Raw genomic sequence first — 24883 nt, 5'->3', positions numbered from 1 at the left:
ACTCGCGGAGTGCCTGGTTGCGCATCCCGTGGTCTTGCCATTCGTCTCAAGAAAATCATTCGGCTGGATGTCGGCCCGCGTATAAGGGCGCGTATAAGGGAATGAGAACTGGGCCAACTTTGAGGACTATCCGATGCCGTCCGAACCTCGCTCGCCGCGTCTTGCCGTTCTGATCGATGCCGACAATGCCTCGGCCAAGATCGTGGACGGGCTGTTCGAGGAAATCGCCAAGATCGGCGAGGCGAGCGTGCGCCGGATCTATGGCGACTTCTCCAGCCCGCGCTCCAGGCCCTGGGCCGACACGCTCGCCAGACACGCCATCGTGCCACAGCAGCAGTTCGCCTACACCACGGGAAAGAACGCCTCCGACATCACGCTGGTGATCGACGCGATGGACCTGCTGCACAGCGGACGGTTCGACGGCTTCTGCCTGGTGTCCTCGGACAGCGACTTCACCCGGCTCGCGGCGCGCATCCGCGAGCAGGGCATCGACGTGTTCGGCTTCGGCGAGCAGAAGACGCCGGAGAGCTTTCGGCAGGCCTGCCGCCGGTTCATCTACACCGAGAATTTGCGCAGCGACGCCGCGACCAGCAAGGACGCCGATACGGCTGCGGCACCCAAGTCTCTTTTGCCCATCACCGCGGCGACGCCGATGATCAAGAACGTCATCACGCAGATGGAAAGCGAGGACGGCTGGGTCGCGCTCGGCGAGGTCGGCAAGCAGCTCTCCAACCTGGTCTCCGACTTCGATCCGCGCACCTATGGCTGCCGCAAGCTCAGCGATCTCGTGCGCAAGACCGGCGCGTTCGAGATCGAGGAGCAGCCGAAAGGCGGCTCGGTGCGCATTCGTGTGAAGGTGGTGACGGGCGCGCATGGGCGGGCTAGGGGAGGAAAACAGCGATCTGCTTGATTAAAGAAGTGACTTGCGAAGGCGGCAAGGTCCTAGCGTAAAAATGGTGCAAGACATGATTGCACCGCTTTGCGGTCCGCTTGCGTGCAGCTTCGTATCACCAAGGAAATCCGATGATGCGAATCTTGCTGACGTCGATTGCCGTAGCCAGAGTGATTGTAAGATATAGGGTGCAGGTCGCAGTATAGATAGTGAGAAGGTTTCGTGTAGTAAATGAGATAGCGAAGAAAACGCGTATGTTAGAGAGCTGTGAGCGTTCATGCTGCGCTCGGTCCAGTGTGTAGCGTTCGGCCTTTAAGAAGATTAGCCATGTTAGAGCGGCATTCGTGGCGGCGGCAATATGCCATCCTGGAATGGCCTCTGGCACTAGATAGTGGGCTATTGTGTCCCAACCTGGGATGCTTTGTGCTGGCTCCTTCAAAGAGGACCACGCCAAGAGTAGATAGAGTTTGGCTGCAAAAAGAAACAATATCCCAGCCGAGTAAAGCCGCGATATCCTGTAGACAGTCAGGACCTGAATTTGCTCAGCAAGCTGCAGAGGATCTTCCTCTGCCTGTATAGGCCGGAACGCCCACAGTAGCGGACTCCAAATCAACGAAGTGCTTTTGATTGACCAGCGATAGACACTGGCCGGCGCGTAAACAAAGATCAGCAAATAGAATAGTCCCGCGGCCTGCCTTGCTCGACCTAGTGAAGGCTCAAGGGGAACGTCGGAAAACCGTACAATAAAAATTTCTGAAAACGTCGCAAGCCCCTCTATTCCGGGTGCCAGCTCAGGTAGAGTCGTCAAGTCAGTGCAGAGAACAATCTTCCGCCAGTTGTCAGGTACAGCGGCTATCGCCCCCATCGGCCTCAAAGTTAGCTCAAGAAGAGTAGCGAAAGCTCTTGCAGATATTAGAAGCGCGACAAGACAGGTGCAGAAAACGAAATAGAGAGCGAATATGTAGATCTCGAGAAGGAGGAACACTATGCCGAGAAGCAGCAGTCGCATGAGGCTTGTAGACTTGCCGACAGATGCGCTACTCGGAAACTCCTTGGGGAATGCAGCATGGAACGCTCTAGTCAACCAACGATTAAGACCGATCGCGTATCGCAGTGCGCGCTGATTTGAGCGTTGGGTCTGGAGTAGCACCGCTGGCGACAAGGCAGTTAGTGCAATTAAGTGCGCAGCATGACCATCATCAGAATAGAGGTAGATGCTCAGGCAAATAGCGGCCGCAGTCTCTGCAAGAGCTAAGATCGAAATATGATTCTCAGCAATCGTGTTCGGGGAAGAATGCCACACGATCATCTTTGCGATTACCCGCCCTGCCGGAGCTTCGCCAGCACCTTGAGCCCGCCATAGCCGTCGGCCGGCGTGAGGCCCGCCTTGGCCTGGAAGTCGCGGATCGCCTTCATGGTGTCGTTGCCGACGCGGCCGTCGGTGCCGCCGGTGTCGAAGCCGGCTGCGGTCAGGCGCTTCTGCATCTCCTGCACCTCGGCCAAGGTCAGCGCACGCTCGGAGCCGGGGAAGGGCTGCAGGAACGGCGGGGCGCCCAGGATGCGGTCGCCGAGATGGCAGATCGCGAGCGCGTAGCTCATCGCCGGATTGTAGGACTTCACCGAATAGAAGTTCGGGCCGAGCAGAAAGGCGGGGCCGCCCGCGACCGGAATCCAGAGCTGCGCGGTGGCATTGGGCTGTGGGAATGGCTGGCCGTCGGCGCGGGTGATGCCGGCTGCCTGCCAGGCCGCGTAGCTGCGGCCTCCTGACATGTTGCCGGACGCGCGCACCTCGTAGCCCCAATGTTCGCCGCGGTGATATTTGCCGCGGTTGACGAGATAGCGCGCGGTCGAGCCGAGCGCGTCGTCGGGGCGGCCGAACGGGTTGATCTTGCCGTCGCCGTCATAGTCGAAGCCGACGTTGAGCCAGACTTCGGGCATCCATTGCGTGTGGCCCATCGCGCCGGCCCAGGAGCCGCGCATCTCCTCCGGCGTGCTCCAGCCGCGATCGACGATTTTCAGCGCGTTGGTGAGCTCGGTCTCCCAATAGGCCTTGCGGCGCGGCTCGTTCCAGGCGAGCGCGGCGAGCGCCGGAAACACCGGGCGCATGTGGTTCTGCTGCACCAGCGGATCGCCATAGGCGGACTCGACGCCCCACAGCGCCAGCAGCGTGCCGCGCTCGACGCCAAAGTCCTTCTCGATGCGGGCGAACAGCGCCTCGTTCTTCTGCAGCGCGATCTTGCCGTTGATGACGCGCCAGTCGGAGACGCGACGGTTGATGTACTGCCAGAGCTGCTCCTTGAACTCCGGCTGGTTGCGCAACTCCTTGAACACGGTCATGTCGGGCTCGAGCCGCGCCATGACCCGGGTCCAGGTGGCCGGCGAGATGCCCTTGGCGAGCGCGCGGGCGCGAAAGCCGTCGCGCCAAGCCTCGAACTCGGCCGGGGCAGCCGCTGCCGCCAGGGCGGGGCCGAGCAGCGCGGCGGCACCGATGCCGGAGCGGAGCAGGGCGCGGCGGGTCATCGTATCGGGCTGTGAATCGGACTGGGTCATGGAGGGCAGTCTACCCGCTGATGCGGGCCGGCGGCAAAGCCCGGAACGGGCGGAACTTTCACGCTTGGTGGAGCTCGGCGGCGATGCGGGCCAGCCAACGGCGGATGGTCGCGAGGTCCCGCTTGCTCAGGTCGCCGGCGAGTCGCCGCTCCAGCGCGCTGGCGCGGCGCCGGGCCTTGGCGAGCAGAGCGAGGCCGTGCCGGGTCAGGGTCCATTGCAGCGCCCGGCCGTGCACGGGATGCGGTGCTCTCTGGATGGCGCCGTCGCGTTCGAGATTGCCGATGATCACGTTGACGGTCTGCGGCGTCAGCAGCGCGACGCGGGCGAGGTCGGCGCCGGACAGCCCGGGATAGGCCTTGAGCATCGTCAGCACCACGAATTGCGGATGGGTCAGTCCGGTCGCGATGAGCGCGCGGTCGAGCGATAGCCGCGCCGCGGCCTGTGCCTGGCGCAGCAAATAGGCGAGGTAGCCGTCCTCGCCGCGCTTGCCCTCGCCGGGCGATGGCGGGCGGGCCGCTGTCTTCGGCCGACGCGCGGGGCCGGCCTTTGCGGGGGCTGCCTTTCGCGACGCTCGCGAGGTCGTCAATTCCGGTGCCTTGCGCATATCATCAGAGCCCTGATAAGTTATCAGATATCTGATAACATGAGAGACAGACCATGTCACATGCGCGCAGCGAGTACACCACGTTCCGGAGCCAGGCGCCGGAGCTGTACGATGCCATCCTTGCGGTGAGTCAGCAGGCTGCCAAGGCCGGCCTCGACAAGCAGCTGCTCGAGATCGTCAAGATCAGGGCGTCGCAGATCAACGGTTGCGCATTCTGCGTACAGCATCACGTGCTGCTGGCCGAGAAGCTCGGCGTGTCCGCCGACAAGATCAATCTCGTCGTGGTGTGGCGCGAGGCGCCGCAATTCTCGGCACGCGAGCGCGCGGCGCTGGCCTTCACCGAGGCGTTGACCACGCTGCAGGGCGGCGTCAGCGACGAGGTCTATGCGCAGGCCCGGGCGGAATTCTCCGAAACGGAGCTGGTGTTCCTGACGTCGGCGATCGGCGTGATCAATCTCTGGAATCGCTACGGCGTCGCGTTCCGTTGGACGCCGGCGGAGCGGCCGGCGCGGGCGGCGTCCTGAGTTGCCTGGAACCGCGGCACGGCCCGGCGGGTTATGCGCGGGAGGTAGAGGAGGCGCGCATGACCGGGACGGACGAACCGCTCAAGCCGGAGGATTTTCCGCTGGAAGCCGACAAGGAGCGCGTGCAGCGCCAGGACGGCAAGCCGATCGCCACGACCAAGAACGAGGCGATGGCGCAAGAGATTGCGGACCGCCTCAATGCCGAGGAGCATCGTCGCGAAGAGGACAAGTGGTCGGCGTGACTGTTGACTGTCTCCCCGTCTCGTATCTCGCCGAGACAGATGCCGCTTGCAATCAGCTCGAACTAATAAGCACGCGTGCCACGCTCAGAACGGATTCGCCGGCTGCGCCCGCTTGGGGCCTTCCGGCTTCGGCTCGACCGCGAGGGTGGGGTCGGTCGGCATCACGCGCGCGCCGGCGGCGCGGGCGACCTGGCCGGTCGTCGAATGCCGTGCCGCCTCGGCGGACTTGATCTCCGGCGGATGCCAGCGGTCGCGCACCAGCATTGTCAGCGCCCCCACGCAGAGCAGCGCAATCGCGGCTGAAACGAGCGCCGGTCCGGCTCTGCGATGCGGGTTGGCTGTCATCATCTGCGATCCTCCGTGGCCAGACAACCCGGAGCGGTCGGCTCCGGTTCCGGGTCCGCCGGTGATCAGTTCCGGTCGCGCGCGACGGCGGCGGCGTCGGCCGCAGGTCCGAGCGGCGACGATCCGAGTGCGCCGGTCGGCGACGGCGGCGACGCGGCGATCTCCTCCAGCCCGACCTCGCGGCCGCGGCCGCCGATCAGGCGCTCATAGGCTGTAATCAGCGTCACGTAGGGATTGACCCAGATCCAGCCATCGCGCGTGAACAGCTGGACGTCGAAATGCAGATGGCGCGTGGTTCCGTTGGGATGGTCGAGATAGTTCGAGACCACGCCGATCGGCTCGCCCTCGCGGAGGCTGCGGCCATTGAGCAGGCCGTCGGCATCCATCGCCGCGGGATTCATGTGCATGTAGCGAAAGCGGACGTGCTCGGTGCCGCTGTTGACCTGCACCGTCACGGCCTGCTGCCGGGTTGAGCGGATCACGACGCCGTCGCGCACGGCGAGCACGCGCTGCCGCCACGGGTTGCAGCCGTCGGCGCCGTCGCGGCGCACCGGGCAGGCACCGGGCCTGAGATCCTGGCCCTGATGGCCGAAGCCGCTGGCGCATTGGCCGACGTTGAAGCTGCGCGCCTCGCAGAAATTGTCGCGCCAGGGATACTGGCTCCACGGCTGGTCGAATTTGTCGCTCGCGCGCCGGCGGCCGAACGACTGCGAATGCACATAGGCCGGCGCATCCAGCGGATAGCGGATCTGCGAATAGACGGTGCGGTCGGCCCGCCCGCTCTGGCCGCGTCCGCCGCTGTTGGCGACGATGTCGCCAACGGGCCGATAGGTGAAATCGGCATCCAGCGTGACCGGGCGCTCGGCGGCGAGCGGCGCGATCTCCGGCGGGATGCGCGACGGCTGCCCGCCGGCGATGCGCAGTGCCTTGAGGAAGCGCTCGGCGATGGGATAGGCCTCGCGGCAGGCGAGCCGCCGCGGCCGCGGCGCGCTGTCGAGGCACTGGATCGAGACCACATAGGGCACGCCGAAGCGCGTGAAGGCGTAGCGGACATAGCCCTCGCGAATGAAGCGGCGCAGATCGGGATATTGCGCTGACAGCGCCTTGACGCCTTCGCCCTTGCCGCCGGCGGGATCGGCGACCTCGTAGGTGAGGAGTGATCCGGTGATCTGGATCTCGACCGGTTTTGCGAAGACGCGCGACGGCAGGCCGGAGGTCACCTCCGGCGGCAGCGAGAACACCGCGTCGTAGCCGGACGGGCCGGCATCGAACAGGTCGGTCTGGAAGTCGGCCTGATAGCGCGGCAGGCCGCGCGCCGCGATGGCGGCGCTGCGGCGCGAGGCGAGATAGGCGGTGGCGTCGAACGGCAGCAAAACGGGGACCGGACTGCGTCCGATCCCCGTGAAGATGGTCGAGGTCACGCCGTTGAGCTGGACCAGCGCGGGCCTGCGCCGCGCATCACCGGCCGAAACGCTGCTCCGGTGCGCGGACAGAGCGGAGTCGGCGGCGACCTCGGGCGCCGCGTTGAGTTCGGAGCGGAGCTGGTCCAGCGCCGCGCGCCAGTCGGCGCGGTTGATGGTGAGGGCGGGCGGAGCAAAGTCATCGGCCGCGCGCGTCGTGGACGGCGCGGCCAGCGTGATGATCGCCGCCAGGGCGGCGATGAGTGTGATGACCCGTGCCCCCAAATCCCCCCGCGCCCCCCGGCGTCAGATCCTCGAGATGTCTCAGTCCTTGGCGCGCTCGCAGTAGGAGCCGTCCTCGGTCATGACGACGATGCGGGTGCCGACCGTGATGTGCGCCGGCACGCCGGTGCGAACGCCGTTGGAGAGCACCGCCGGCTTGTAGGACGACGACGCGGTCTGGCCCTTGGTGACCGGCTCGGTCTCGACGACCTCGAGCGTGACCCGCTGGGGCAGCGTGATCGCCACCGGGACCACGTCGTGCATCGACAGCTTGACCGTCATGTTCTCCTGGAGATAGGCGGCCTGGTTGCCGACCACGTCCTTCGGCACCTGGACCTGGTCGTAGGTCTCCGGGTTCATGAAGTGGAAGCCGTCGGCATCCTCGTAAAGATACGTGAAGTTGCGCTCCTCGATCGTCGCCTTCTCGACCTGGTCGGTGGTCTTGAAGCGCTCGGAGATCTTCACGCCGTCGCTGATTCGGCGCATTTCGATCTGGCTGACCGGAGTGCCTTTGCCGGGATGGATGTTCTCGGCGGTGACGACGACATAGAGCTTTCCATCTTGCTCAATGACGTTACCCTTGCGAATAGAGCTGGCGATGACTTTCAAAGCTGTTTTCCTGACACTGAAAAAGGGGCGCCGGACTGGGCCGGGGCGCCACGCGACGCGGAATGCGGTTTCGGGCGGCAACATACTGATTTTGTCCGGGGTTGCCAGTCTTTTGCGGCCCGAACGGGCGATCCCCTGATGTCCCGGGAGCCCGCGCCTTCGCCCTGGTGGTCGCCGCAGCGGCACGCCGACATCAGGCCGTTCCTGCTCGCCCGGGCCGCCATCATCCGCGCGCTGCGGGCCTGGTTCGACGAGCAGGGCTTTATTGAGGTCGAGACCGGCATCCTGCAGGTGTCGCCGGGCAACGAGACCCATCTGCACGCGCCGGGCACCGACCTGACGAGGCCGGACGGAACCCGCCATCGGCGGTATTTCCGAACGTCGCCGGAATTCGCCTGCAAGAAGCTGCTGGCGGCCGGCGAGCGGCGGATCTTCGAGTTTGCCCGCGTGTTCCGCGACCGCGAGCGCGGCGACCTGCATCTGCCGGAATTCACGATGCTGGAATGGTATCGGGCGGAGGCGCCCTATGACGCGATCATGGCCGACACGGTCGTGGTGATCGCGCACGCGGCCCAGGCGACGGGAATCCGGCAGTTCGCCTTTCGCGGCCGCACCGCCGATCCCTTCGCCGAGCCCGAGCTGTTGACGGTTGCCGGCGCGTTCGAGCGCCATGCCGGCATCGACCTGCTGGCGACCATCCGCGACGGCGCGGGCGACCGTGCGGCGCTGGCGCAGGCCGCCGCTGGCAAGATCCGGATCAGCGACGACGACACCTGGTCGGACCTGTTCAGCAAGGTGCTGGTCGAGCACGTCGAGCCGCATCTCGGGCAGGGACGCCTCACCGTGCTATATGAATATCCGGCGCCGGAGGCCGCGCTGGCGCGGGTGGCGGCGGACCCGCGCGTTGCCGAACGGTTCGAGGTCTACGCCTGCGGCGTCGAGCTCGCCAATGGCTTTGGCGAGCTCACCGACGCCGCCGAGCAGCGCCGCCGCTTCGAGCAGGAGATGGCCGAGAAGGAGCGGCGCTATGGCGACCGCTATCCGCTCGACGAGGACTTCCTCGCCGCCGTGGCCGCGATGCCGCAGGCGAGCGGTGTGGCGCTTGGCTTCGACCGCCTGGTGATGCTGGCGGCCGGCGCCACGAGGATCGACCAGGTGGTATGGACGCCGCCGGCAGGTGAGCGATGAACAGGGTCGAACGTCCGACGACATTGCGCAGCGCCGAGGATCTCGTCGCGCAGGGATTGGCTGACGCGGCGGACCAGCCGGCGCTGGCGCGCGTGGCGCAGCGCTATGCGGTGGCGGTGACGACGCATCTCGCCGACCTGATCGACGCTGACGATCCGAACGATCCGATCGCGCGCCAGTTCGTGCCCAGCATGGACGAGCTGAAGGCGGCGCCCGGCGAGCGCGGCGATCCGATCGGCGACGACGCGCATGCGCCGGTGCCCGGCATCGTGCACCGCTATCCCGATCGCGTGCTGCTCAAGCTCGTGCATGTCTGCGCGGTGTATTGCCGCTTCTGTTTCCGTCGCGAGATGGTCGGGCCGGGCAAGGACAATGCGCTGTCGGAGGAGGCCTATCGCGCGGCGCTCGACTACATCCGCGCACATGACGAGATCTGGGAGGTGATCCTCACCGGCGGCGATCCGCTGATGCTGTCGCCGCGGCGGCTGAAGGAGATCATGGCCGATCTCGCCGGCATCGATCACGTCAGGATCATCCGTATCCACACCCGTTTGCCGGTCGCCGATCCCCAGCGCATCACGCCGGCGCTGGTCGAGGCGCTGAAGGTGCCGGGCGCCGCGACCTGGGTCGCGCTGCACGCCAATCATCCGCGCGAGCTCAGCCCTGCGGTTCAGGCGGCCTGCGCGCGGCTGATCGATGCCGGCATTCCCATGGTCAGCCAGTCGGTGCTGCTGCGCGGCGTCAATGACGATGCGGCGACCCTGGAGGCGCTGATGCGCGCCTTCGTCGAGATTCGCATCAAGCCGTATTACCTGCACCATGGCGACCTCGCGCCGGGCACGGCGCATCTGCGGACCACGCTGGCGCAAGGTCAGGCCCTGATTCGAGCGCTGCGCGGCCGGGTGTCCGGCCTGTGCCAGCCCGACTACGTGCTCGACATTCCCGGCGGCTACGGCAAGGCGCCGGTGGGGCCGCAATACCTCACTGCCGATGAAACTGTTGAGCAGGATCATGCGGCAGGTGCGCAAACGCGCTATCGTGTGATTGACTATTGCGGCGAGGCGCACCTCTATCCGCCCGCCGCGGGATGAAGTGTCCTGCCGATTCCGCTGACACGGAGGAGCAACATGAAGAGACTTGCGATCGCGATGGGGCTCCTGATGGTCGTGACTGATGGCATCGCGCTGGCGCAGAGCGGCAGCGGCTCATCCGCCGGCACCGGATCGAAGAGCGGCATGCCGCCGCAGGCGCCGGTCGGTCACCGCCAGGTCCGCCCGAGCGATTTGCCCAAGGCCGAGCAGGCCGAAGAAAATTCATTCAGCGGCATGACCAAGGAAGACCGCGAGCTCGATCGCAAGATCAAGGGCATCTGCCGCGGCTGCTGAGCGCGACCTGCGGCGCGCCCGACGCGCGCCGCTCATCGGTCGTGAGTGCTACGCCGAGCGCTCACGCGGGGAGTTGCGATGCGCCGCACGCCGGGCGGCGACGGCTTCGGCGAGCTGCTCCAGCACCTCCACCGTCGTGTCCCAGCCGATACAGCCGTCGGTGATGCTCTGGCCGTAGGTCAGCGCCACGCCCGGCTTCACGTCCTGCCGACCCGCCACGAGATGGCTCTCGATCATCACGCCCATGATGCGCTGCTCGCCTGCGGCGAGCTGGCGTCCGACGTCGGCGGCGACCAGCGGCTGGTTCTCCGGCTTCTTGCTCGAATTGGCGTGGCTGGTGTCGATCATCAGCCGCGCCGGCAGTCCGGACTTGATCAGCTCGGCCGAGGCCTGCTCGACATGGGCGGCGTCGTAATTGGGGCCGCTGCCGCCGCGCAGGATGATGTGGCAGTCCTCGTTACCGGTGGTCGCCGCGATGCCCGAGCGGCCGCCCTTGGTCACCGCCATGAAATGATGCGGATGAGCGGCCGATTTCACCGCGTCGGCGGCGATGCGGATGTTGCCGTCGGTGCCGTTCTTGAAGCCGACCGGGCACGACAGGCCTGAGGCCAGCTCGCGGTGGATCTGGCTCTCGGTGGTGCGCGCGCCGATCGCGGCCCAGGCCACGAGGTCCGCGATGTATTGCGGCGTCGTCATGTCGAGGAATTCGCATCCCGCCGGCAGGCCGAGATTGTTGACGGCGGACAGCACGCTGCGCGCGAGCCGCAGGCCCTTGTTGATGTCGAAGGAATTGTCCAGGCCGGGATCGTTGATCAGGCCTTTCCAGCCAACGGTGGTGCGCGGCTTCTCGAAATAGACCCGCATCACGATTTCGAGGCGGTCGGCGAGGCGCTCGCGCAAGGTGGCGAGGCGGCCGGCGTAGTCGATCGCCGCGTCGGGATCGTGGATGGAGCAGGGGCCGACGATGACCAGCAGGCGGTCGTCGCTGCCGGTCAGGATGGCGTGGATCGCGTTGCGCGCCGCCATCACCACACGGGTCGCGGTGAGGGTGCGGGGGATTTCACCCATCACCTCCGCCGGCAGGCTCAATTCCTTGATTTCCTTGATACGAAGATCGTCTGTGGTGCTCAGCATGGCGGGCTCCTGGGTGTCTTGATGGGCACCTGCCGGCAACAAAAAAGCCGCCAGGTTCTGGCGGCTCGTTCGGATATCTTGCTGCAATGTGTCAGATTGAGCGCGATCCTCCCGCCGCCAGCGAGCTGTCGTAGCTAAAGTACCAATAGAAGCTGGTGGCGGCGTTGATCATGGCCATCCTATAGCGGCCGCGCGGCCGCTTGTCATCCCGAAAATCGAGTCCCCCGGCGTCAGCCGTTGCGCGCGGCGAGCGCCATGCCGATCATCGACAGCCCGCCGAACAGCAGGTTGATGCCGACCAGCAGACCGATCGCCCACAACGCTGTGCCCGGCAGCCCGGAAATGATGATGCCGGCGATCGCGATGTCGACCACGCCCGAGATTGCCAGCCACGACCAGCGCCCGGACAGCTCGCGGCGGTGCTCCAGCGCGTACATGATGGTGGCGACGCCCTCGGCGAGGAAATAGACGCCGATCACGATGGTCAGCGTTACCGTCCCTTGAACCGGCTGCGCCACCAGAATGATTCCGGCGATGATGGCGAGAACCGCCGACAACAGCGACCACCAGAAGCCCGGCATGCCGCGGGCCCAGAAGGTGAGCGCGAGCCCCGTGATGCCCGAGATCAGGAACATCCAGCCGAGGAAGATCGTGACCGCAAGGCTTGCCAGCGGGGTGAGGATCATCGCAAGCAGGCCGAGTACGGCGAGCAGGATGCCCTCGATCAGGAAGGCCTTCCAATGCGTGCGCACGGCTGCGCCCATTTGCGACCTCATGCGCTCGAGCTCGGGCGGAATCGTATCCTGCGGAAGGGTCATGATCGTCACTCCGGGCAAGGTCACGGGCTGGATGCCGCGTCCGCCTTCCCACGCAGATGGTGAGGAACGACGGCCGGGACAAGCGCGTGATGCGCGTTTCGTTGCTCTGATGGCGCGGCGGGGCCGGGATTATGCCGTCGTCCGCATCCGGTTGCGGCCGAAAACATAGATCGTCGTCGTGACAATCAGAAGGGCCATCCCGACGATGATCGCGGTGAGGCCCAGCGGAACCAGAACGCCGGCGACGTTGCGGTCCGGGTTGAGCAGCCAATGCCGAATCGAGGTCAGCACGAATCCGAGCCCGACGAAGCCGGCGGCGCCGCCGAGCAGCAGCAGCGCCCACATCCTGCGCAGCTGGCTCAGTCTTGCCCGCGCCACCTCGGTGCGGGGCGTGTGGTGATGGGCGACCCGGCGCACCAGCCGTACGGCGAGGCCGATCGAGGAGAACCCGATCAGCACGCTGACGCCGCCGAGCCAGAGGCGCGCGGCGGTGTCGAGAGTCGACGCCCGCTGCAGCAACAGCAATGGATAGTCGAAGGCCGCATGCAGCATCACGGGAGCGGCCAGCACCAGCGCCCAGCTCGACAGCCGTGCCCCTTCGCGATTGTGGCGGTTGGCGCCGAGCGCCGTACTGGTGCGGGCGATCGCGAGATAGGCACCGGCAATGATGCCGAGCGCGCCGTGAAACGGCACGGTGAGCACGCTGCGCAGCACCGCCAACGAGCGCCACATCTCGGCATGCTGGACGAGGTAAGCGAGATTTTCATAGGCAGCAAAGCCGAGGCCTACGGCCGCGCCATAGAACACCGTGTCCATGGCGTTGCCGACCTGCCGGCGCCGCGACCATAGCGCGGCGATCACCGCGACCTTGGCGAGCTCTTCCGGCAAGGCGACGCCGAACAGGGCCCGGACCGCCTGGGCGATCCAGGGATTCTCCAATGTCAGCCCGACATGCTGGAACGGCATCCTGACAATGCCGAGCAGCAGCACGCTGGCTGCCCCGAGCAGGAAGGCGGTCCAGATCTTGAGCGGGGGGCCTGAATTGTCACCGGCGGCGACCACCAGCCAGAGGATCAGCAGCGCGGGAGCGATCGCCGCGGTGCCGATCACGGTCGCGAGGGCTTCGAGCAGGTTCATTTGCGATGGCAAGTAAGCCATGGTCTCCGATCATCCAATGCGGCGGAGCCGAACCGGCCCTCCACCGCCCGCGCGGGGGTGGATTTGACATCGGTCCGTGGCCGCACGGCAAGATCTACATGTCGGCAGAATGAGCCGCCCTTCAAGGGAAAGAACCGCGCCCTGGTGCTCGATTGGGGAGAGACCGTTGCAGGGCCGAGTGCAGCCGCGGTCGGCTGCCGCCCGGCTGGCCTCAACGGGGCCGGGAGGTTCTCGGCGCCGTCGCCTCGCCGCCGCGCACCGGGGCCTCCTGGCGCGGCTCGACCGGGGTCCAGGCGTCGGTGCGGGAGGTGGTTGGCGCCTGGGCGGTCGTCGGCGTTTCCACGCAGCTCAAGCGTGGCGTCGGGTCGGCCACACGCCGGCATTCCAGACCTTCAGCGAGAGCGGCCTGACTGATCGCGCACGCAACCAGAACAATCGAAAGAACTCTCATGGTGCCCCTCGGAGCAGGCGTGGGTCGCCCGTGATGCAGGCTCGACTCGGTCGTGCCGTTCGATGATGCCCAGCTTGGTCGCAAAAGCGTGCAAATATTTGACCATTCCCGCCGTCATTCAAAAGATTCTTCCGAAATTCACGCGTGCATTCCATGAGTTGCAAGCGATGCGAGCGTTTTCCGCTGATGCAAATGCGAAGCCGTTCGCTCCGTTGCGGCGCCAAGGCTCGGCGGCTGGCGCCGAACCGCTATTTGCCCCCAGCTTGCTCGGCATGGGCGGCCGGGCGGGCTTGATGTGGCGAAGGGATCATGGTCGGTTGCCGCGATGAATTCGCCGCCTTGGTCAGCTTCCGACAGAGCCCGTGGTCCACGCTATCGCCGTGGCTGGGTCGACGACGCCGTGTCGGCCATCGAGGCCGACCAGTGCCGGACCGCCGACACGCACTTGATCCGGCTGATCGTGCCCGCGCTCGCGGGCATCGACATCTACCTGAAGGACGAGTCGACCCATCCGACCGGGAGCCTCAAGCATCGGCTGGCCCGATCGCTGTTTCTCTATGCGTTGTGCAACGGCCACATCCGCGAAGGCACGCCCGTGGTCGAGGCCTCCTCCGGGTCGACAGCGGTATCGGAAGCCTATTTCGCGCAGATGATCGGCGTGCCGTTCTACGCGGTAATGCCGCGCACCACCTCGGCGGAGAAGATCGCCGCGATCACGCATTACGGCGGCAACTGCCATCTCATCGATGACGGCCGGTTTCTCTATGCCGAGGCGGCTGCGCTCGCGAGCCGGCTCGGCGGCCATTACATGGACCAGTTCACGTTCGCCGAACGTGCCACCGATTGGCGCGGCAACAACAACATCGCCGAGTCGATCTTCAACCAGCTGCAGGGCGAGCGCTGCCCGCTGCCGGAATGGATCGTGATGGGCGCGGGCACCGGCGGCACGTCGGCGACGATCGGCCGCTATCTGCGCTACCGCCGCCACCCGACGCGGCTGTGCGTCGCCGATGTCGAGCATTCCGCGTTCTTTGACGCCTTCTGCAACGGCGACAGCGCCCGGACGTGCGAACGGCCGTCGCTGATCGAGGGCGTCGGCCGTCCGCGCTGCGAGCCATCCTTCGTGCCGGGGGTCGTGGATCGCATGATGAAGGTGCCTGATGCCGCCTCGGTCGCGGCGATGAACGTGCTGACGCGGCGGCTGCGCCGGCCGGTCGGCGGCTCGACCGGGACCAATTTCCTGGCGCTGTGCCGGCTGGCGGCCGAGATGCGGCAGGATGGACAGAGGGGCTCACTGGTCACGCTGATCTGCGATTCCGGGGAGCGCTATCGCCAAACCTATTACGAGCCGCAATGGCTCTCCGCGCGCGGTCTCGACCCCGCGCCGTACGAGGCAGCTCTGTCTGCCTTCCTCGACACCGGTGCGCCGCTGCGGCTCGAGGTTGCCGATGCGGAGAACCCGCTGCGCGCCTGAACGCCTCCCGGGGGGCGTCGCGGACCGCGGCGAGCGGCATCCGGATGCCCGGCATCGTGCGCGATCCCTGATCTGGATCAACGAAGGACGCGCCGGATTGCGCTTTGGTCCGACCCCGAACAGGCCTCCAAGGGCGCGCCGGAACGCAGGTTCGGGACGCGGGCAGGGGAAGGACGGATCAGGTGATGAACTACGACAGCTATTTCGAGCGTGCCCTCGACCAGTTGCACCAGGAACGGCGCTATCGCGTCTTCGCCGATCTGGAGCGCCTCGCCGGCCGTTTCCCCCGCGCAATCTGGCATTCGCCGGAGGGGCCGAAGGACGTCGTGATCTGGTGCTCCAATGACTATCTCGGCATGGGCCAGCATCCGAAGGTGATCGGCGCCATGGTCGATGTCGCCGCGCGCATGGGCACCGGCGCCGGCGGCACCCGCAACATCGCCGGCACCAACCATCCGCTGATCGAGCTCGAGCGCGAGCTTGCCGATCTCCACGGCAAGGAAGCGGCGCTGGTGTTCACCTCGGGCTACGTCTCCAACGAGACCGGCATCTCGACCATCGCAAAACTGCTGCCGAACTGCCTGCTGCTGTCGGACGCGCTCAACCACAATTCGATGATCGAGGGCGTCCGCAAGGCCGGGAGCGAGAAGCAGGTCTGGCGGCATAACGACCTCGCCCATCTCGAGGAGCTGCTGCGGGCGGCCGATCCCGACCGGCCCAAGCTGATCGTCTGCGAGAGCCTGTATTCGATGGATGGGGATGTCGCGCCCTTGCACCGGATCTGCGATCTCGCCGAGCGTTATGGCGCGCTCACTTACGTCGACGAGGTCCATGCGGTCGGCATGTACGGCCCGCGCGGCGGCGGCATCGCCGAGCGCGACGGCGCGATGGCCCGCATCGACATCCTCGAAGGCACGCTCGCCAAGGCCTATGGCTGCCTCGGCGGCTACATCGCCGCCAATGCCAATCTGATCGATGCCGTCCGCTCCTATGCGCCGGGCTTCATCTTCACCACCGCCTTGCCGCCGCCGGTCTGCGCCGCCGCGACCGCCGCGATTCGCCACCTCAAGACCTCGCAGTGGGAGCGTGACCGGCATCAGGATCGGGCGGCCCGACTCAAGGCCGTGCTGAACGCCTCCGGGCTGCCGGTCATGCCGTCCGACACGCACATCGTGCCGGTGCATGTCGGCGATCCCGAGAAGTGCAAGACGGCGTCCGACCTGCTCTTGTCCGAGCACGGCATCTACATCCAGCCGATCAACTATCCGACCGTGCCGCGCGGCCTGGAGCGGCTGCGGATCACGCCATCGCCCTACCATGATGACGGCCTGATCGACGCCCTGGCCGAGGCGCTGGTCGACGTTTGGGACCGGCTCGGCCTTGCGCGGGCGCCGCAGGCGCTGGCCGCGGAGTGAGCCCGTCCCGCTGACCTGTCACATCGGCCAGTCAGTTTGATCTGCCGCAATGCCGCCCGCGCTCGCGCGGGCGTAGTCTTTTGTGTTCAGGGAAAATGCCGGTTCGGCAGGGCCCGGCCGGCGCACAGGCGAGGGCGGCCATGGCTAGGATCATCGAAGCGCTGCTGCAGGAGCACGAGAATCTCGAGAAGCTTCTGTCGGTGCTCGAGCACGAATTGGAGCTGTTCGATCACAATCGGCGGCCGAACTACGACATCCTGCAAAGCATCATCGCCTATTTCGAGGACTATCCGCAGCGCTGTCATCATCCCAAGGAGGAGATGATCTTCGACAAGCTGCGCGAGCGCGACCCTGCCGCGGCCGCAGCCTATGGCGACGTCGACGACGAGCACGAGACCGAGGCGCAGCGGCTGCGCGGCTTTGCCGACGCCGTGAACGCGGTGCTGTCGGACCAGGAGATCCTGCGCGAAAGCTTTCATGCCGCCGTGCACCAGTTCATCGACAGCCAGCGCGAGCACCTGCGCAAGGAGGAGACCCTGCTGTTTCCCGCGGCGCTGCGCGCCCTGAGCGCGGAGGACTGGGCCGACATCGATGCCCGCATGTCCGACCGCAAGGACCCGCTGTTCGACGGCGACGTCGCCGAGAAGTTCCACAATCTCGAGCGGACCATCCTGCGCTGGGAACAGGAGGCGGAGCAGGCGCGCGCCACCGCCGGCTGATGGCGTTTTGCCCAATTGCGCCCCGTGGCTGGTGGACTATAGTTCCAGCCGGGGCAGGCACTCTTTCGCGGAGCTGGCTATGGCCGCTTTGAACACTGGGCTCGATCCGGTCCGAGGTTCGTCGAATGCAGGGGGAGGGGCAGACGCGGCCCGGACGCCTGCGCAGGTCCCGATGGCGCAGCAGAGTGCCTTTGGCAGCCACGGCTACGACATGTATCCCCAGGAGCTCGTCCGGCTGTCGGGCTGCCAGGAGCAGGCGCTGCGCCGTGAGACGAAGCGCACCTTGCAACTGAGCTGACGGTCTTGTCCGATCTCGCCGCTCGATGGTCCTCGCGCTGCTTCATGGCCGGAACGCAAACCCGGGATCATGGTTGTAGAGCTCAGGATCGTGGTTATTCCGGTATACGTGCGTTAACCTGTCATTAACCAGATCGCGCGACCCTGTTCGCATATTCCCCAGGAATGCGACGGAACCGGACGGCCGGAGCCGGCAGTCGCGACAAGAGGCCGGCGGCGTAACGCCCGCCGGCCTTTTTGCGTGGGCGGGTCAGCTGGAATTGACACCGCACCCTTGCGTCAGTTGCGCCGTGCCAGCGAGCGCAGGAAGCCCTGATATTCCTCATTCAATTCCATATCGACCGCGGGCGCGAGCCTCAGCAGGACATTGGCGATGAACGCCTGGTCGTTTCGCGGCTCCTCCAGCACCTCGCGCAGCACCGGGACGTTGTCCTCGATGTGATGCAGAAAGGCGACGCCTTTCTCCGCCGTCTCGGTCCAGCGCGCCCGCGTCCATTTCGCCAGAGGATACATGATCTCGTGGACGAAGTTCGACTTGCGCGCCTTCTCGAAGAAGCGCAGTCCGGCGCTCCAATATTCCTTGGCGCGCAGTGGCGGTGGCGGCAGATCGCCCGTCAGCATCTTCTTGCCGGCCTGGCCGACGAAATCGTCGAGCGTGGTCGGTGCATCGATCGTGGCGCGAAAGTGCCACAGCGCGAACGAGCCGGGAAAATCCTTGCCCATGCCATCGAGCAAGGCGGTCTCGACCTTGTCGACCGCGGCCTTGTCGCCCTTCAGCGACGCCGTCATCGCGAAGGCGAACAGCGCGTCGTTGCCGACCTCGTGGACGCCGCCGTTCTGCAATTGCGCCGCCGACAATGCGGGTGTCTTGCCGTCTGCAGGCACCGTGGCCTCTCCGGCGCGCTGCGCCTTGATGAAGGCGGTGATCTCGAGCCAGCCCATGAGGTTGGCGATGAAGGCGTCGGGATCGACATGCACGATGGCGAGATTGAGCGGCTCCTTGCGTGTTCTCAGCTCGGTCATGTCGGTCATGTCGCACTCCGCCGCAACTCGCCGCCGAGCGGTCTGTCGCCTTTGCGACACGTCGGCTCGTTCGACCAGATCTGCAGGGCAGGCAGCAAGAAGGGTGCCACGGTCTTGTCGGGCTCGCGGGGTACAGCGCGGTCCGCGGAACGAGTTTTGCTCGTGGTCCTTCGATTGCGATGGTCGCAATGGAGCATGAGGCCAGCGAATGTTCACCCGCGTCTGCAAGGCCGACACCATCGACGAAGGCGGCATGCGCCTCGTCATCGCCGACGCCCAGCTCATCATCCTTGCCTGGCCCGACGATGGCGAGCTCAAGGCGTTCCAGGGCGTCTGCCCGCACACGGCGGCGCCGATGGAGGAGGCCGGCTTCGACGGCCGCGTCCTCAGTTGCCCCGTGCACAATTGGACGTGGGATGCTTTCACCGGTACGCCGCTCCACCCGCCGGAGAGCGCGCTGGCGCAATATCCGGTCAAGGTCGAGGAGGGCGTGGTCTACATCGACACGGACGGCATCTCCCCGCTGTTTGCGGCGCGTTGAGCATGGCCGGAGGAGGCGCGGAAAGACCGCCGAGGGGTGGCTTGCCCGGCCGGCGAAACGCCTCTATACGTTCGGCGCGCGGCACGGAATCACCGTCGGTGGTTCAGCCGACCTCGCAGGTCACCGCCTCAAGCGACTGATTTGCTGAAGGTTTTACCGAAACGTGCAAGCGGCGATGGCACCGGGGCCTCGTGCCCTCTGGCATCGTGCGTATTGCTCCCTTCGTCTATCGGTTAGGACGCCACCCTTTCACGGTGGAGAGAGCGGTTCGATTCCGCTAGGGAGCGCCACTCCGCGCCGGCTTTCCTTACCCATCCCCCGATCTTGAAATCCACGGTCCGCGTCGAGATGCGGTCGGCGCGAGGTCTGCGCTCATGCACCGCAGGCGAGTACGTGGTCCGGTCAACCGTCCATTAGGGTCCTTGCCGTACTGCAGCGGGCGAAGCAGGAGCAGGATGATGGCCGCGCCCAAGAAGCGGGAAGCCCGCAAATCGATGAAGCAGCCGGCGTGGATCACGCTGGATGGCGGGTTCGCCGTGCGCCATTGCCTGGTTCAGGACATTTCCAGCGCCGGCGCCAAGCTGACCCTGCAGGACGCGGCGGCGCTGCCGGCGACCATCCGGCTCGCCTTCGCGCGCGACGCAAGAACGGGCCGCCAGTGCCAGGTGGTGTGGCGCCGCGGCGCCTCGGTCGGCGTCAAGTTCATCGGCAAGTAGACGTCGCTGTCGCATCCCTGCGGCAGACGCGCTAACAAGCGGCATGTGTCGATCTCTCATCCTGGGCGCCATCGCGGCGCTGGCCGCCGTGACCGTGGCAACCGCCGGCTCGCCGGGATCATCGCTTCTTGCGCCATCGCTTCCCGCGCCGAAGGCGGCTGGACCCAACAAGGCTGCACCCCGTTCAGGCGCCGCCAGCAACAATCCCTGCGCGTCCTACGGTGCCAACTTCGTACGCGTCGAGGGAACCAATACCTGCGTGAAGGTTGGCGGGGCCTTGCGCGTCGAGATGGGCACCTCGGCCAGCCGCTGAGGTGCTCACGACAGCGGCGGCGCGATGTGGCGGATGAAGGCCGGGCGTTGCGCGATCCGTCCGTACCAGCGCGCGAGGCTCGGCAGCTCCGGCTTGACGACACCTTCAACCCCGAACCAGCGCCGGGCATAGGCCCCGAGCGCGATGTCGGCGAGTGTGAAGCGCTCGGTCTCGACATGGCTGCGCGTGACCAGATGCGTGTCGAGGATGCGCCACATCGCCGCGGCGTCGTCGGCCGCCTTCTGCAAGGCGGCCATGTCGCGCTGCTCCGCCGGCGTTCGCACCAATCCCCAGAACAGCGGACGCTCGATCGGCTGCACCGTCGACAGCGTCCAGTCCAGCCAGCGCTCCACCGCGGCGCGGTGTCGCGGCGTCGTTGGATAGAGCGGCGTGCCATCGCCATGGGCGAGGCAGAGATAGCGCATGATCGCGTTGCTCTCCCAGAGCACGAAATCGCCCTCGACCAGCGTCGGGATGCGGCCGTTCGGATTCATCGCGAGATAGTCCGCTTCGTTGTTGCGGCCGAACTGCATGCCCGCGTCGATACGGTCATAAGCGACATCGAGCTCGGCGAGACACCACAGCACCTTCTGCACGTTCACCGAATTGGGGCGGCCCCAGATCGTCAGTCTGTCGTCGGCGGACACGTCCGGCTCCTGTCTGGGCGAGCGGCATTGCTAGCGCATGTTACGCAAAAAGCCCCGCTCGAAGCGGGGCTTTTCCGTCGAACGCGTCGTTCGCGGCGATCAGTGGCCGAAGAACAGCCACAGCAGAATGATCACCGGAATCGGCACGCCCAACAACCACAGTAGAATTCCTCGACCCATCTCGGCCTCCTCGAATCCTCTCCATCAATCGGAGCGACAACGCGAGGATGGCCTCGATGTTCCGGCAGGTGGACGAGTGCGAACGGCTCACCAATGTCCGGTGTTCGGCATCGACAGCCAGGGCTCGGCCGGCGCCTTCGGCTCGCCCTTCTGCAACAGCTCGATCGAGTGCAGATCGGGCGAGCGGATGAAGGCCATGTTGCCGTCGCGCGGCGGCCGGTTGATGGTAATGCCGAGCTTCATCAGCCGGTCGCAGGTGGCGTAGATGTCGTCGACCTCATAGGCGAGATGGCCGAAGAAGCGGTCCTCGCCATAGCTCTCCTCGTCCCAATTGTAGGTGAGCTCGACCAGCGGGGCGCCGCGCGTCGACGGCAGGCTCTTCAGCAGGTGTTCATCTTCGGGTGCGCAGAGAAACACCAGTGTGAAGCGACCCTTGTCGTTGTCGATCCGGCGCACCTCCTTGAGGCCGAGCGCATCGGAATAGAATTTGAGCGCGGCGTCGAGATTGCGCACGCGCAGCATGGTGTGGAGATAACGCATCGTTTCTTCTCTCCCTGAACTCGAAGCGGATGCTCAACGGCCGCCTGCGGACGCCGATCCATAGCAGCAATTCGTGCGCCCGTGTATCGAGCCTGATGCTGCGGCGATGCCGGCTCGCGCGGATGTGCGGTGCGCGCGGCGACGCATTCGACGGGGCCGCGCGGTGTTGCGAGAGCCTCTCCGTATGCCAGCGAATCGCTGTTTTGGCAGTGATTCGGGGCAGGGATGAACGGGCGCGATGCGACCGCATGCAGGGATTTCAGCGTGTTTCGCCTGCAATGTGAGGCCAAAATCACGCAGGACCATCGAAAATGCCTGGAAATATAGGGGAAAATGAATCGCATGCTCCGTTCGATCGCCATCGCAGCTTGACTTCTGCGCGCTCCGTTGGAATTTTGGCGCCGCTGTGGGTGCTTCGGGGCCCCTTGAAATGCAGGAGAATCCCGAAAAATCGCGGGGTGATACGCCACCAGACGACTGAAGTCCCGGCTGTGCAATGCAGCCAGAAAGCCCCGACCAGTCTGCGCAGCAATGCGCTGATAGCCGCGCAGTCGTCACGTCATTCACCGGTACCAATCACAAGGAGATACGATGGCTACCCAACTTTCCAAGTCGCAGCTGATCGAGAAGATTGCGACCTCGACCGAGCTGTCCAAGCGCGACGTCAAGAACGTCATGGAGACGCTCACCGACGTCGGCCACAAGGAGCTGAAGAAGAACGGCGTGTTCCTGGTGCCGGGCTTCGCCAAGTTCGTCGTCGTCAAGAAACCCGCCGTGAAGGCGCGCAAGGGCACCAACCCCTTCACCGGCGAAGAGATGATGTTCAAGGCCAAGCCGGCCCGCAAGATCGTGCGCGCGCGCCCGGTCAAGGCCGCCAAGGACGCGGTTGCCTGATCTGACCGTCAGCCACGGTCGTGATCACGTCAGAGGCCCCCTGAGAAGGGGGCCTCTTTCGTTGCGGAATGTGTAGGCTGCAGCGGGCCTGAGTGTCGCGTTCGCGGATCGCGAAGTCTCGCGCGGGGAGAGCGGAAAACGACAGCAGCGCCAGCGCGACGGAATATCTTCGTCGCGTGGCGCCACCCTCGAACACTGGGCCCTGAAATCCCCAGTACTGATCTGTCTCGGCGTGCCGCAGGAAGGTTCAAGGGCTTTTCCGGGAAGTTTGACCGGCCCGTGCGGCCTCCGCCCGAGCGGGCAGCGTCGTCGCGCGCGCTGGGGACAAGCTGGTGGATGTTGCGCAGCAAGCCGTTGATCCGGGAGCCAAAAGACACAGGCTGGGAGCTGTGGACAGGCGTTGGATCGATTGTGGATGAGCCTCCGGCGTGATCGCCACGCGGCTCGGCGTCAGTCGCGGTCCAGATCCGCTCCGTCTTCCGTACCGGCCGCCTCGGTCCCGGGATGAAGGAACGCAAGCACGACGAAGCCGCCATAGCCGATGATGTTGAATAGAAGTTCCAGCCAGGATGCCATCGCGGACTCCCCCTAGAGGGGTGAACGCATGACTAGCGTTACCGTTCCCGCCGCGCGCGGGGGCGACCAGCCTGCAACCAATTCCCCCGCATCTGCGTTGTTTGGACGCATCGGAATTGGAGGACAACGATCATGAGAAAGGCATTGGCAGTTCTGGCGACCGCGGGTGCCGTCGCCGTCACCGCATTGGCGGCACCCGCGCCGGCACAGGCGCGCGGTCTTGGTCCGGGTCTCGCACTCGGCCTCGCGGCGGGCGCGCTGACCGCCGGCGCGATCGCGGCGTCGCATCCCTATTACTATGGTCCGGGCTACGACTACTATGACTACGGCCCGCGTTACGTCTACGCGCCCGGCCCGTATGCCTATTACGGCGGACCGTACTATCATCGCTACCACCACTGGCGTCATCACTGGTAGACGTCAGTCGTGAGAAGGAGAGCCCGGATGGCGAAAGCCTCCGGGCTCTCGTTTCATCCCTGCTATTCCGCGGCCTCGCCGCGCTGCGCCTTCTTCCACGCCGAGCGGGCATATTCCTCGCGTTCGCGCGCGAACTTCTCCTGGGTCGACTTGAACCGTGCAATCCTTGCGGTGATGTCGGCGCGCTCCTTCGCGCGGCGGTCGTCCTGCGTCTCGTTCTGCCTCACGGATCCTCTCTGCTCCGGTTGCTATCCGGCGAGCCTCGCCGTGAGACGCGTGACAAACTTCCTGGCGAATCGCTGGCGCGATGTGGATGTCCGATTGAGGCGTGATTGCGGACGCACGGCCCGGCTGCAGGCGGCCCGCGCGTTTTGCCGGGGACAGACCGCGGGAGGCGAGCGGCGCCAACGTCTTCAGGTAGACACGGAACAATCCGACTCGTTTTGCTTGTGGCCGCGTCGTTCACGGCCGGTTCCGGTGGATACGGAGTGGCACGACGACGCAGCCGGGCCGGACACGCTTGGAGGCGGGAGCCAGCTTGCCGTGCTATGAAGGGAGGACAATGATGATGCGAGGTCTCATGGTTCGGGGCAGCCGCTGATGATTGCATCCGATCTGCACGACGGGGTGAATCGCCTGGGAGACATGATCGCTGCGGCGCGTGCGATCGTGCCCTTCACCGGCGCTGGACTATCGACCGAGACGGGCATTCCGGATTTCCGTTCTCCCGGCGGTCTATGGACGCGCAACCGGCCGATCCATTTCGACGAATTCGTCGCTAGCCAGGAGGCGCGGGACGAGGCTTGGCGGCGGCGCTTCGCGATGCAGGAGACGTTTGCCGCGGCGCGGCCCGGCCGCGGCCACCTGGCGCTTTCGTCGCTCTACCGTGCGGGGAAAATTCCGGCCGTCATCACTCAGAACATCGACAACCTGCACCAGGACTCCGGTTTCGCCCCGGATCACGTCATCGAACTGCACGGCAACACCACCTACGCGCGATGCATCGGATGCGGGCAGCGCTATGAGCTCAACTGGGTGCGCGAGCGCTTCGAGGCCGACGGTGCCGCGCCGGATTGTCCCGAATGCGCGGAGCCGGTGAAGACGGCGACGGTATCCTTTGGTCAGTCGATGCCCGAGCATGAAATGCAGCGTGCCACCGAACTCGCGCAGCACTGCGATCTGTTCGTCGCGATCGGCTCATCGCTGGTTGTGTGGCCGGCCGCGGGCTTTCCATTGATGGCAAAGCGGGCTGGCGCGCAACTCGTGATCATCAACCGGGAACCGACCGATCAGGACGACGTTGCAGACCTTGTTATCCACCACGACATCGGCGAAGTACTCGGATCGTTCGTCCGTAATTGAACGGAAATTGATGCATTTTTGTCGGCATCTCTGTTCATATGCCTCACTGAAACCGATTTTTATCTATGCGCGGCACGAGGGAATGTTATCTTTGATTCGAGAGATTCGCGTGACTCATCGTGGGTATAGGTGGTGAGCACGTGTATGAGGGCGCCGTTGCAGGGGTGGCGGCTCACAATTCATATGT

30 protein-coding genes and 1 tRNA gene are annotated in these 24883 nt (G+C 65.6%); 17 read left to right on the top strand and 14 right to left on the bottom strand.

All coding sequences use genetic code 11. The features are described 5' to 3' along the window. Positions 1-133 precede the first annotated feature (133 nt). Positions 134-910 (top strand): NYN domain-containing protein, encoded by a 777-nt coding sequence (locus QX039_RS18770; protein WP_315772186.1) that lies wholly within the window; start codon positions 134-136, stop codon positions 908-910. A gap of 97 nt (positions 911-1007) precedes the next feature. On the opposite strand, the gene QX039_RS18765 is transcribed toward QX039_RS18770, so the two are convergent. The 3 genes from QX039_RS18765 to QX039_RS18755 are packed head-to-tail and all read right to left on the bottom strand — an operon-like array spanning position 1008 to position 4046. Next, positions 1008-2201 (bottom strand): hypothetical protein, encoded by a 1194-nt coding sequence (locus QX039_RS18765; protein WP_315772184.1) that lies wholly within the window; start codon positions 2199-2201, stop codon positions 1008-1010. 8 nt (positions 2202-2209) lie between these two features. Beyond that, positions 2210-3442 carry a lytic murein transglycosylase gene (locus tag QX039_RS18760; protein ID WP_315772182.1) on the bottom strand — a complete coding sequence of 411 codons (1233 nt, stop codon included), beginning with the start codon at positions 3440-3442 and terminating at the stop codon, positions 2210-2212. A gap of 58 nt (positions 3443-3500) precedes the next feature. Next, positions 3501-4046: a MarR family winged helix-turn-helix transcriptional regulator gene (locus tag QX039_RS18755; protein ID WP_315737838.1), complete on the bottom strand. Its 546-nt coding sequence runs from the start codon at positions 4044-4046 to the stop codon at positions 3501-3503. Between the two features lie 53 nt (positions 4047-4099). Between QX039_RS18755 and QX039_RS18750 the strand changes: the two genes are divergently transcribed. After that, positions 4100-4570 (top strand): carboxymuconolactone decarboxylase family protein, encoded by a 471-nt coding sequence (locus QX039_RS18750; RefSeq protein WP_315772180.1) that lies wholly within the window; start codon positions 4100-4102, stop codon positions 4568-4570. 59 nt (positions 4571-4629) lie between these two features. Beyond that, positions 4630-4812, top strand: coding sequence for a hypothetical protein (locus tag QX039_RS18745; RefSeq protein WP_315712101.1), 183 nt, complete (start codon positions 4630-4632; stop codon positions 4810-4812). An 84-nt stretch (positions 4813-4896) separates the two neighbouring features. On the opposite strand, the gene QX039_RS18740 is transcribed toward QX039_RS18745, so the two are convergent. The 3 genes from QX039_RS18740 to efp form a co-directional block, all read right to left on the bottom strand. Continuing rightward, the gene (locus tag QX039_RS18740) at positions 4897-5160 is read right to left on the bottom strand and encodes a hypothetical protein (RefSeq protein ID WP_315772179.1); all 264 of its coding nucleotides are present in this window, start codon (positions 5158-5160) and stop codon (positions 4897-4899) included. A gap of 62 nt (positions 5161-5222) precedes the next feature. After that, positions 5223-6842, bottom strand: a complete 1620-nt coding sequence (locus tag QX039_RS18735) for a M23 family peptidase (protein WP_315772176.1) — start codon at positions 6840-6842, stop codon at positions 5223-5225. Positions 6843-6881: 39 nt separating this feature from the next. Continuing rightward, positions 6882-7448 carry an elongation factor P gene (gene efp, locus QX039_RS18730; protein ID WP_315712097.1) on the bottom strand — a complete coding sequence of 189 codons (567 nt, stop codon included), beginning with the start codon at positions 7446-7448 and terminating at the stop codon, positions 6882-6884. Positions 7449-7586: 138 nt separating this feature from the next. On the opposite strand from efp, the gene epmA reads away from it, so the two are divergent. The 3 genes from epmA to QX039_RS18715 are packed head-to-tail and all read left to right on the top strand — an operon-like array spanning position 7587 to position 10021. Continuing rightward, a complete protein-coding gene (gene epmA / locus QX039_RS18725) occupies positions 7587-8636 on the top strand; it encodes an EF-P lysine aminoacylase EpmA (RefSeq protein WP_315772174.1) in 1050 nt (349 codons plus the stop codon). Further along, positions 8633-9727: a lysine-2,3-aminomutase-like protein gene (locus tag QX039_RS18720; protein WP_315772173.1), complete on the top strand. Its 1095-nt coding sequence runs from the start codon at positions 8633-8635 to the stop codon at positions 9725-9727. Before epmA ends, QX039_RS18720 begins: the two co-directional genes overlap by 4 nt. Before the next feature lie 36 nt (positions 9728-9763). Beyond that, on the top strand, positions 9764-10021 hold the full coding sequence (locus tag QX039_RS18715) for a hypothetical protein (RefSeq protein WP_315737845.1): 258 nt from the start codon (positions 9764-9766) through the stop codon (positions 10019-10021). Between the two features lie 48 nt (positions 10022-10069). Here the strand turns inward: QX039_RS18715 and QX039_RS18710 are convergent, their stop codons facing one another. The 3 genes from QX039_RS18710 to QX039_RS18700 form a co-directional block, all read right to left on the bottom strand. Continuing rightward, on the bottom strand, positions 10070-11155 hold the full coding sequence (locus tag QX039_RS18710; protein ID WP_315737846.1) for a 3-deoxy-7-phosphoheptulonate synthase: 1086 nt from the start codon (positions 11153-11155) through the stop codon (positions 10070-10072). 230 nt (positions 11156-11385) lie between these two features. Then, a complete protein-coding gene (locus QX039_RS18705; protein ID WP_315737847.1) occupies positions 11386-11973 on the bottom strand; it encodes an HdeD family acid-resistance protein in 588 nt (195 codons plus the stop codon). 129 nt (positions 11974-12102) lie between these two features. After that, a complete protein-coding gene (locus QX039_RS18700) occupies positions 12103-13131 on the bottom strand; it encodes a PrsW family intramembrane metalloprotease (RefSeq protein WP_315737848.1) in 1029 nt (342 codons plus the stop codon). 776 nt (positions 13132-13907) lie between these two features. On the opposite strand from QX039_RS18700, the gene QX039_RS18695 reads away from it, so the two are divergent. The 4 genes from QX039_RS18695 (at position 13908) to QX039_RS18680 (ending at position 17488) form a co-directional block, all read left to right on the top strand. Continuing rightward, entirely contained in the window at positions 13908-15056 is a 1149-nt protein-coding gene (locus tag QX039_RS18695) for a PLP-dependent cysteine synthase family protein (protein WP_315772171.1), read from the top strand. A 185-nt stretch (positions 15057-15241) separates the two neighbouring features. Beyond that, a complete protein-coding gene (gene hemA, locus QX039_RS18690) occupies positions 15242-16471 on the top strand; it encodes a 5-aminolevulinate synthase (protein ID WP_315772169.1) in 1230 nt (409 codons plus the stop codon). Between the two features lie 140 nt (positions 16472-16611). Next, positions 16612-17190: a hemerythrin domain-containing protein gene (locus QX039_RS18685; RefSeq protein WP_315772167.1), complete on the top strand. Its 579-nt coding sequence runs from the start codon at positions 16612-16614 to the stop codon at positions 17188-17190. A gap of 172 nt (positions 17191-17362) precedes the next feature. Beyond that, complete coding sequence (locus QX039_RS18680; RefSeq protein WP_315737852.1) at positions 17363-17488, top strand: hypothetical protein; 126 nt, start codon at positions 17363-17365, stop codon at positions 17486-17488. Positions 17489-17766: 278 nt separating this feature from the next. Here the strand turns inward: QX039_RS18680 and QX039_RS18675 are convergent, their stop codons facing one another. Further along, entirely contained in the window at positions 17767-18519 is a 753-nt protein-coding gene (locus QX039_RS18675; protein WP_315737853.1) for a hypothetical protein, read from the bottom strand. Positions 18520-18718: 199 nt separating this feature from the next. Between QX039_RS18675 and QX039_RS18670 the strand changes: the two genes are divergently transcribed. From QX039_RS18670 to QX039_RS18655, 4 genes are all read left to right on the top strand, one after another. Beyond that, positions 18719-19051 (top strand): Rieske 2Fe-2S domain-containing protein, encoded by a 333-nt coding sequence (locus QX039_RS18670; RefSeq protein ID WP_315772165.1) that lies wholly within the window; start codon positions 18719-18721, stop codon positions 19049-19051. 215 nt (positions 19052-19266) lie between these two features. Further along, positions 19267-19341: transfer RNA gene (locus QX039_RS18665), tRNA-Glu, on the top strand. A 168-nt stretch (positions 19342-19509) separates the two neighbouring features. Continuing rightward, a complete protein-coding gene (locus QX039_RS18660) occupies positions 19510-19767 on the top strand; it encodes a PilZ domain-containing protein (RefSeq protein ID WP_315712079.1) in 258 nt (85 codons plus the stop codon). A 43-nt stretch (positions 19768-19810) separates the two neighbouring features. Beyond that, entirely contained in the window at positions 19811-20080 is a 270-nt protein-coding gene (locus QX039_RS18655; protein ID WP_315772163.1) for a porin, read from the top strand. Between the two features lie 5 nt (positions 20081-20085). On the opposite strand, the gene QX039_RS18650 is transcribed toward QX039_RS18655, so the two are convergent. Both QX039_RS18650 and QX039_RS18645 read right to left on the bottom strand, forming a co-directional pair. Beyond that, on the bottom strand, positions 20086-20727 hold the full coding sequence (locus tag QX039_RS18650) for a glutathione S-transferase family protein (protein WP_315772161.1): 642 nt from the start codon (positions 20725-20727) through the stop codon (positions 20086-20088). Between the two features lie 267 nt (positions 20728-20994). Beyond that, positions 20995-21447 (bottom strand): VOC family protein, encoded by a 453-nt coding sequence (locus tag QX039_RS18645; RefSeq protein ID WP_315772159.1) that lies wholly within the window; start codon positions 21445-21447, stop codon positions 20995-20997. Positions 21448-22038: 591 nt separating this feature from the next. Between QX039_RS18645 and QX039_RS18640 the strand changes: the two genes are divergently transcribed. Next, positions 22039-22341: an HU family DNA-binding protein gene (locus tag QX039_RS18640; RefSeq protein ID WP_172109121.1), complete on the top strand. Its 303-nt coding sequence runs from the start codon at positions 22039-22041 to the stop codon at positions 22339-22341. Between the two features lie 450 nt (positions 22342-22791). On the opposite strand, the gene QX039_RS18635 is transcribed toward QX039_RS18640, so the two are convergent. After that, on the bottom strand, positions 22792-22917 hold the full coding sequence (locus QX039_RS18635) for a hypothetical protein (protein WP_315737858.1): 126 nt from the start codon (positions 22915-22917) through the stop codon (positions 22792-22794). A gap of 132 nt (positions 22918-23049) precedes the next feature. On the opposite strand from QX039_RS18635, the gene QX039_RS18630 reads away from it, so the two are divergent. Next, complete coding sequence (locus QX039_RS18630) at positions 23050-23334, top strand: hypothetical protein (RefSeq protein WP_315772157.1); 285 nt, start codon at positions 23050-23052, stop codon at positions 23332-23334. 62 nt (positions 23335-23396) lie between these two features. Here the strand turns inward: QX039_RS18630 and QX039_RS18625 are convergent, their stop codons facing one another. Then, positions 23397-23561: a hypothetical protein gene (locus QX039_RS18625; protein WP_315737860.1), complete on the bottom strand. Its 165-nt coding sequence runs from the start codon at positions 23559-23561 to the stop codon at positions 23397-23399. A 373-nt stretch (positions 23562-23934) separates the two neighbouring features. Between QX039_RS18625 and QX039_RS18620 the strand changes: the two genes are divergently transcribed. Next, positions 23935-24696: an SIR2 family NAD-dependent protein deacylase gene (locus tag QX039_RS18620; protein WP_315772155.1), complete on the top strand. Its 762-nt coding sequence runs from the start codon at positions 23935-23937 to the stop codon at positions 24694-24696. Positions 24697-24883: the final 187 nt, after the last annotated feature.

Source organism: Bradyrhizobium sp. SZCCHNR1043 (assembly GCF_032489675.1).
In the GTDB taxonomy this organism is placed as follows: Bacteria; Pseudomonadota; Alphaproteobacteria; order Rhizobiales; family Xanthobacteraceae; genus Bradyrhizobium.
Note: the sequence above shows the minus strand (reverse complement) of the source record. Positions and strands in the feature narration are given on the sequence as shown.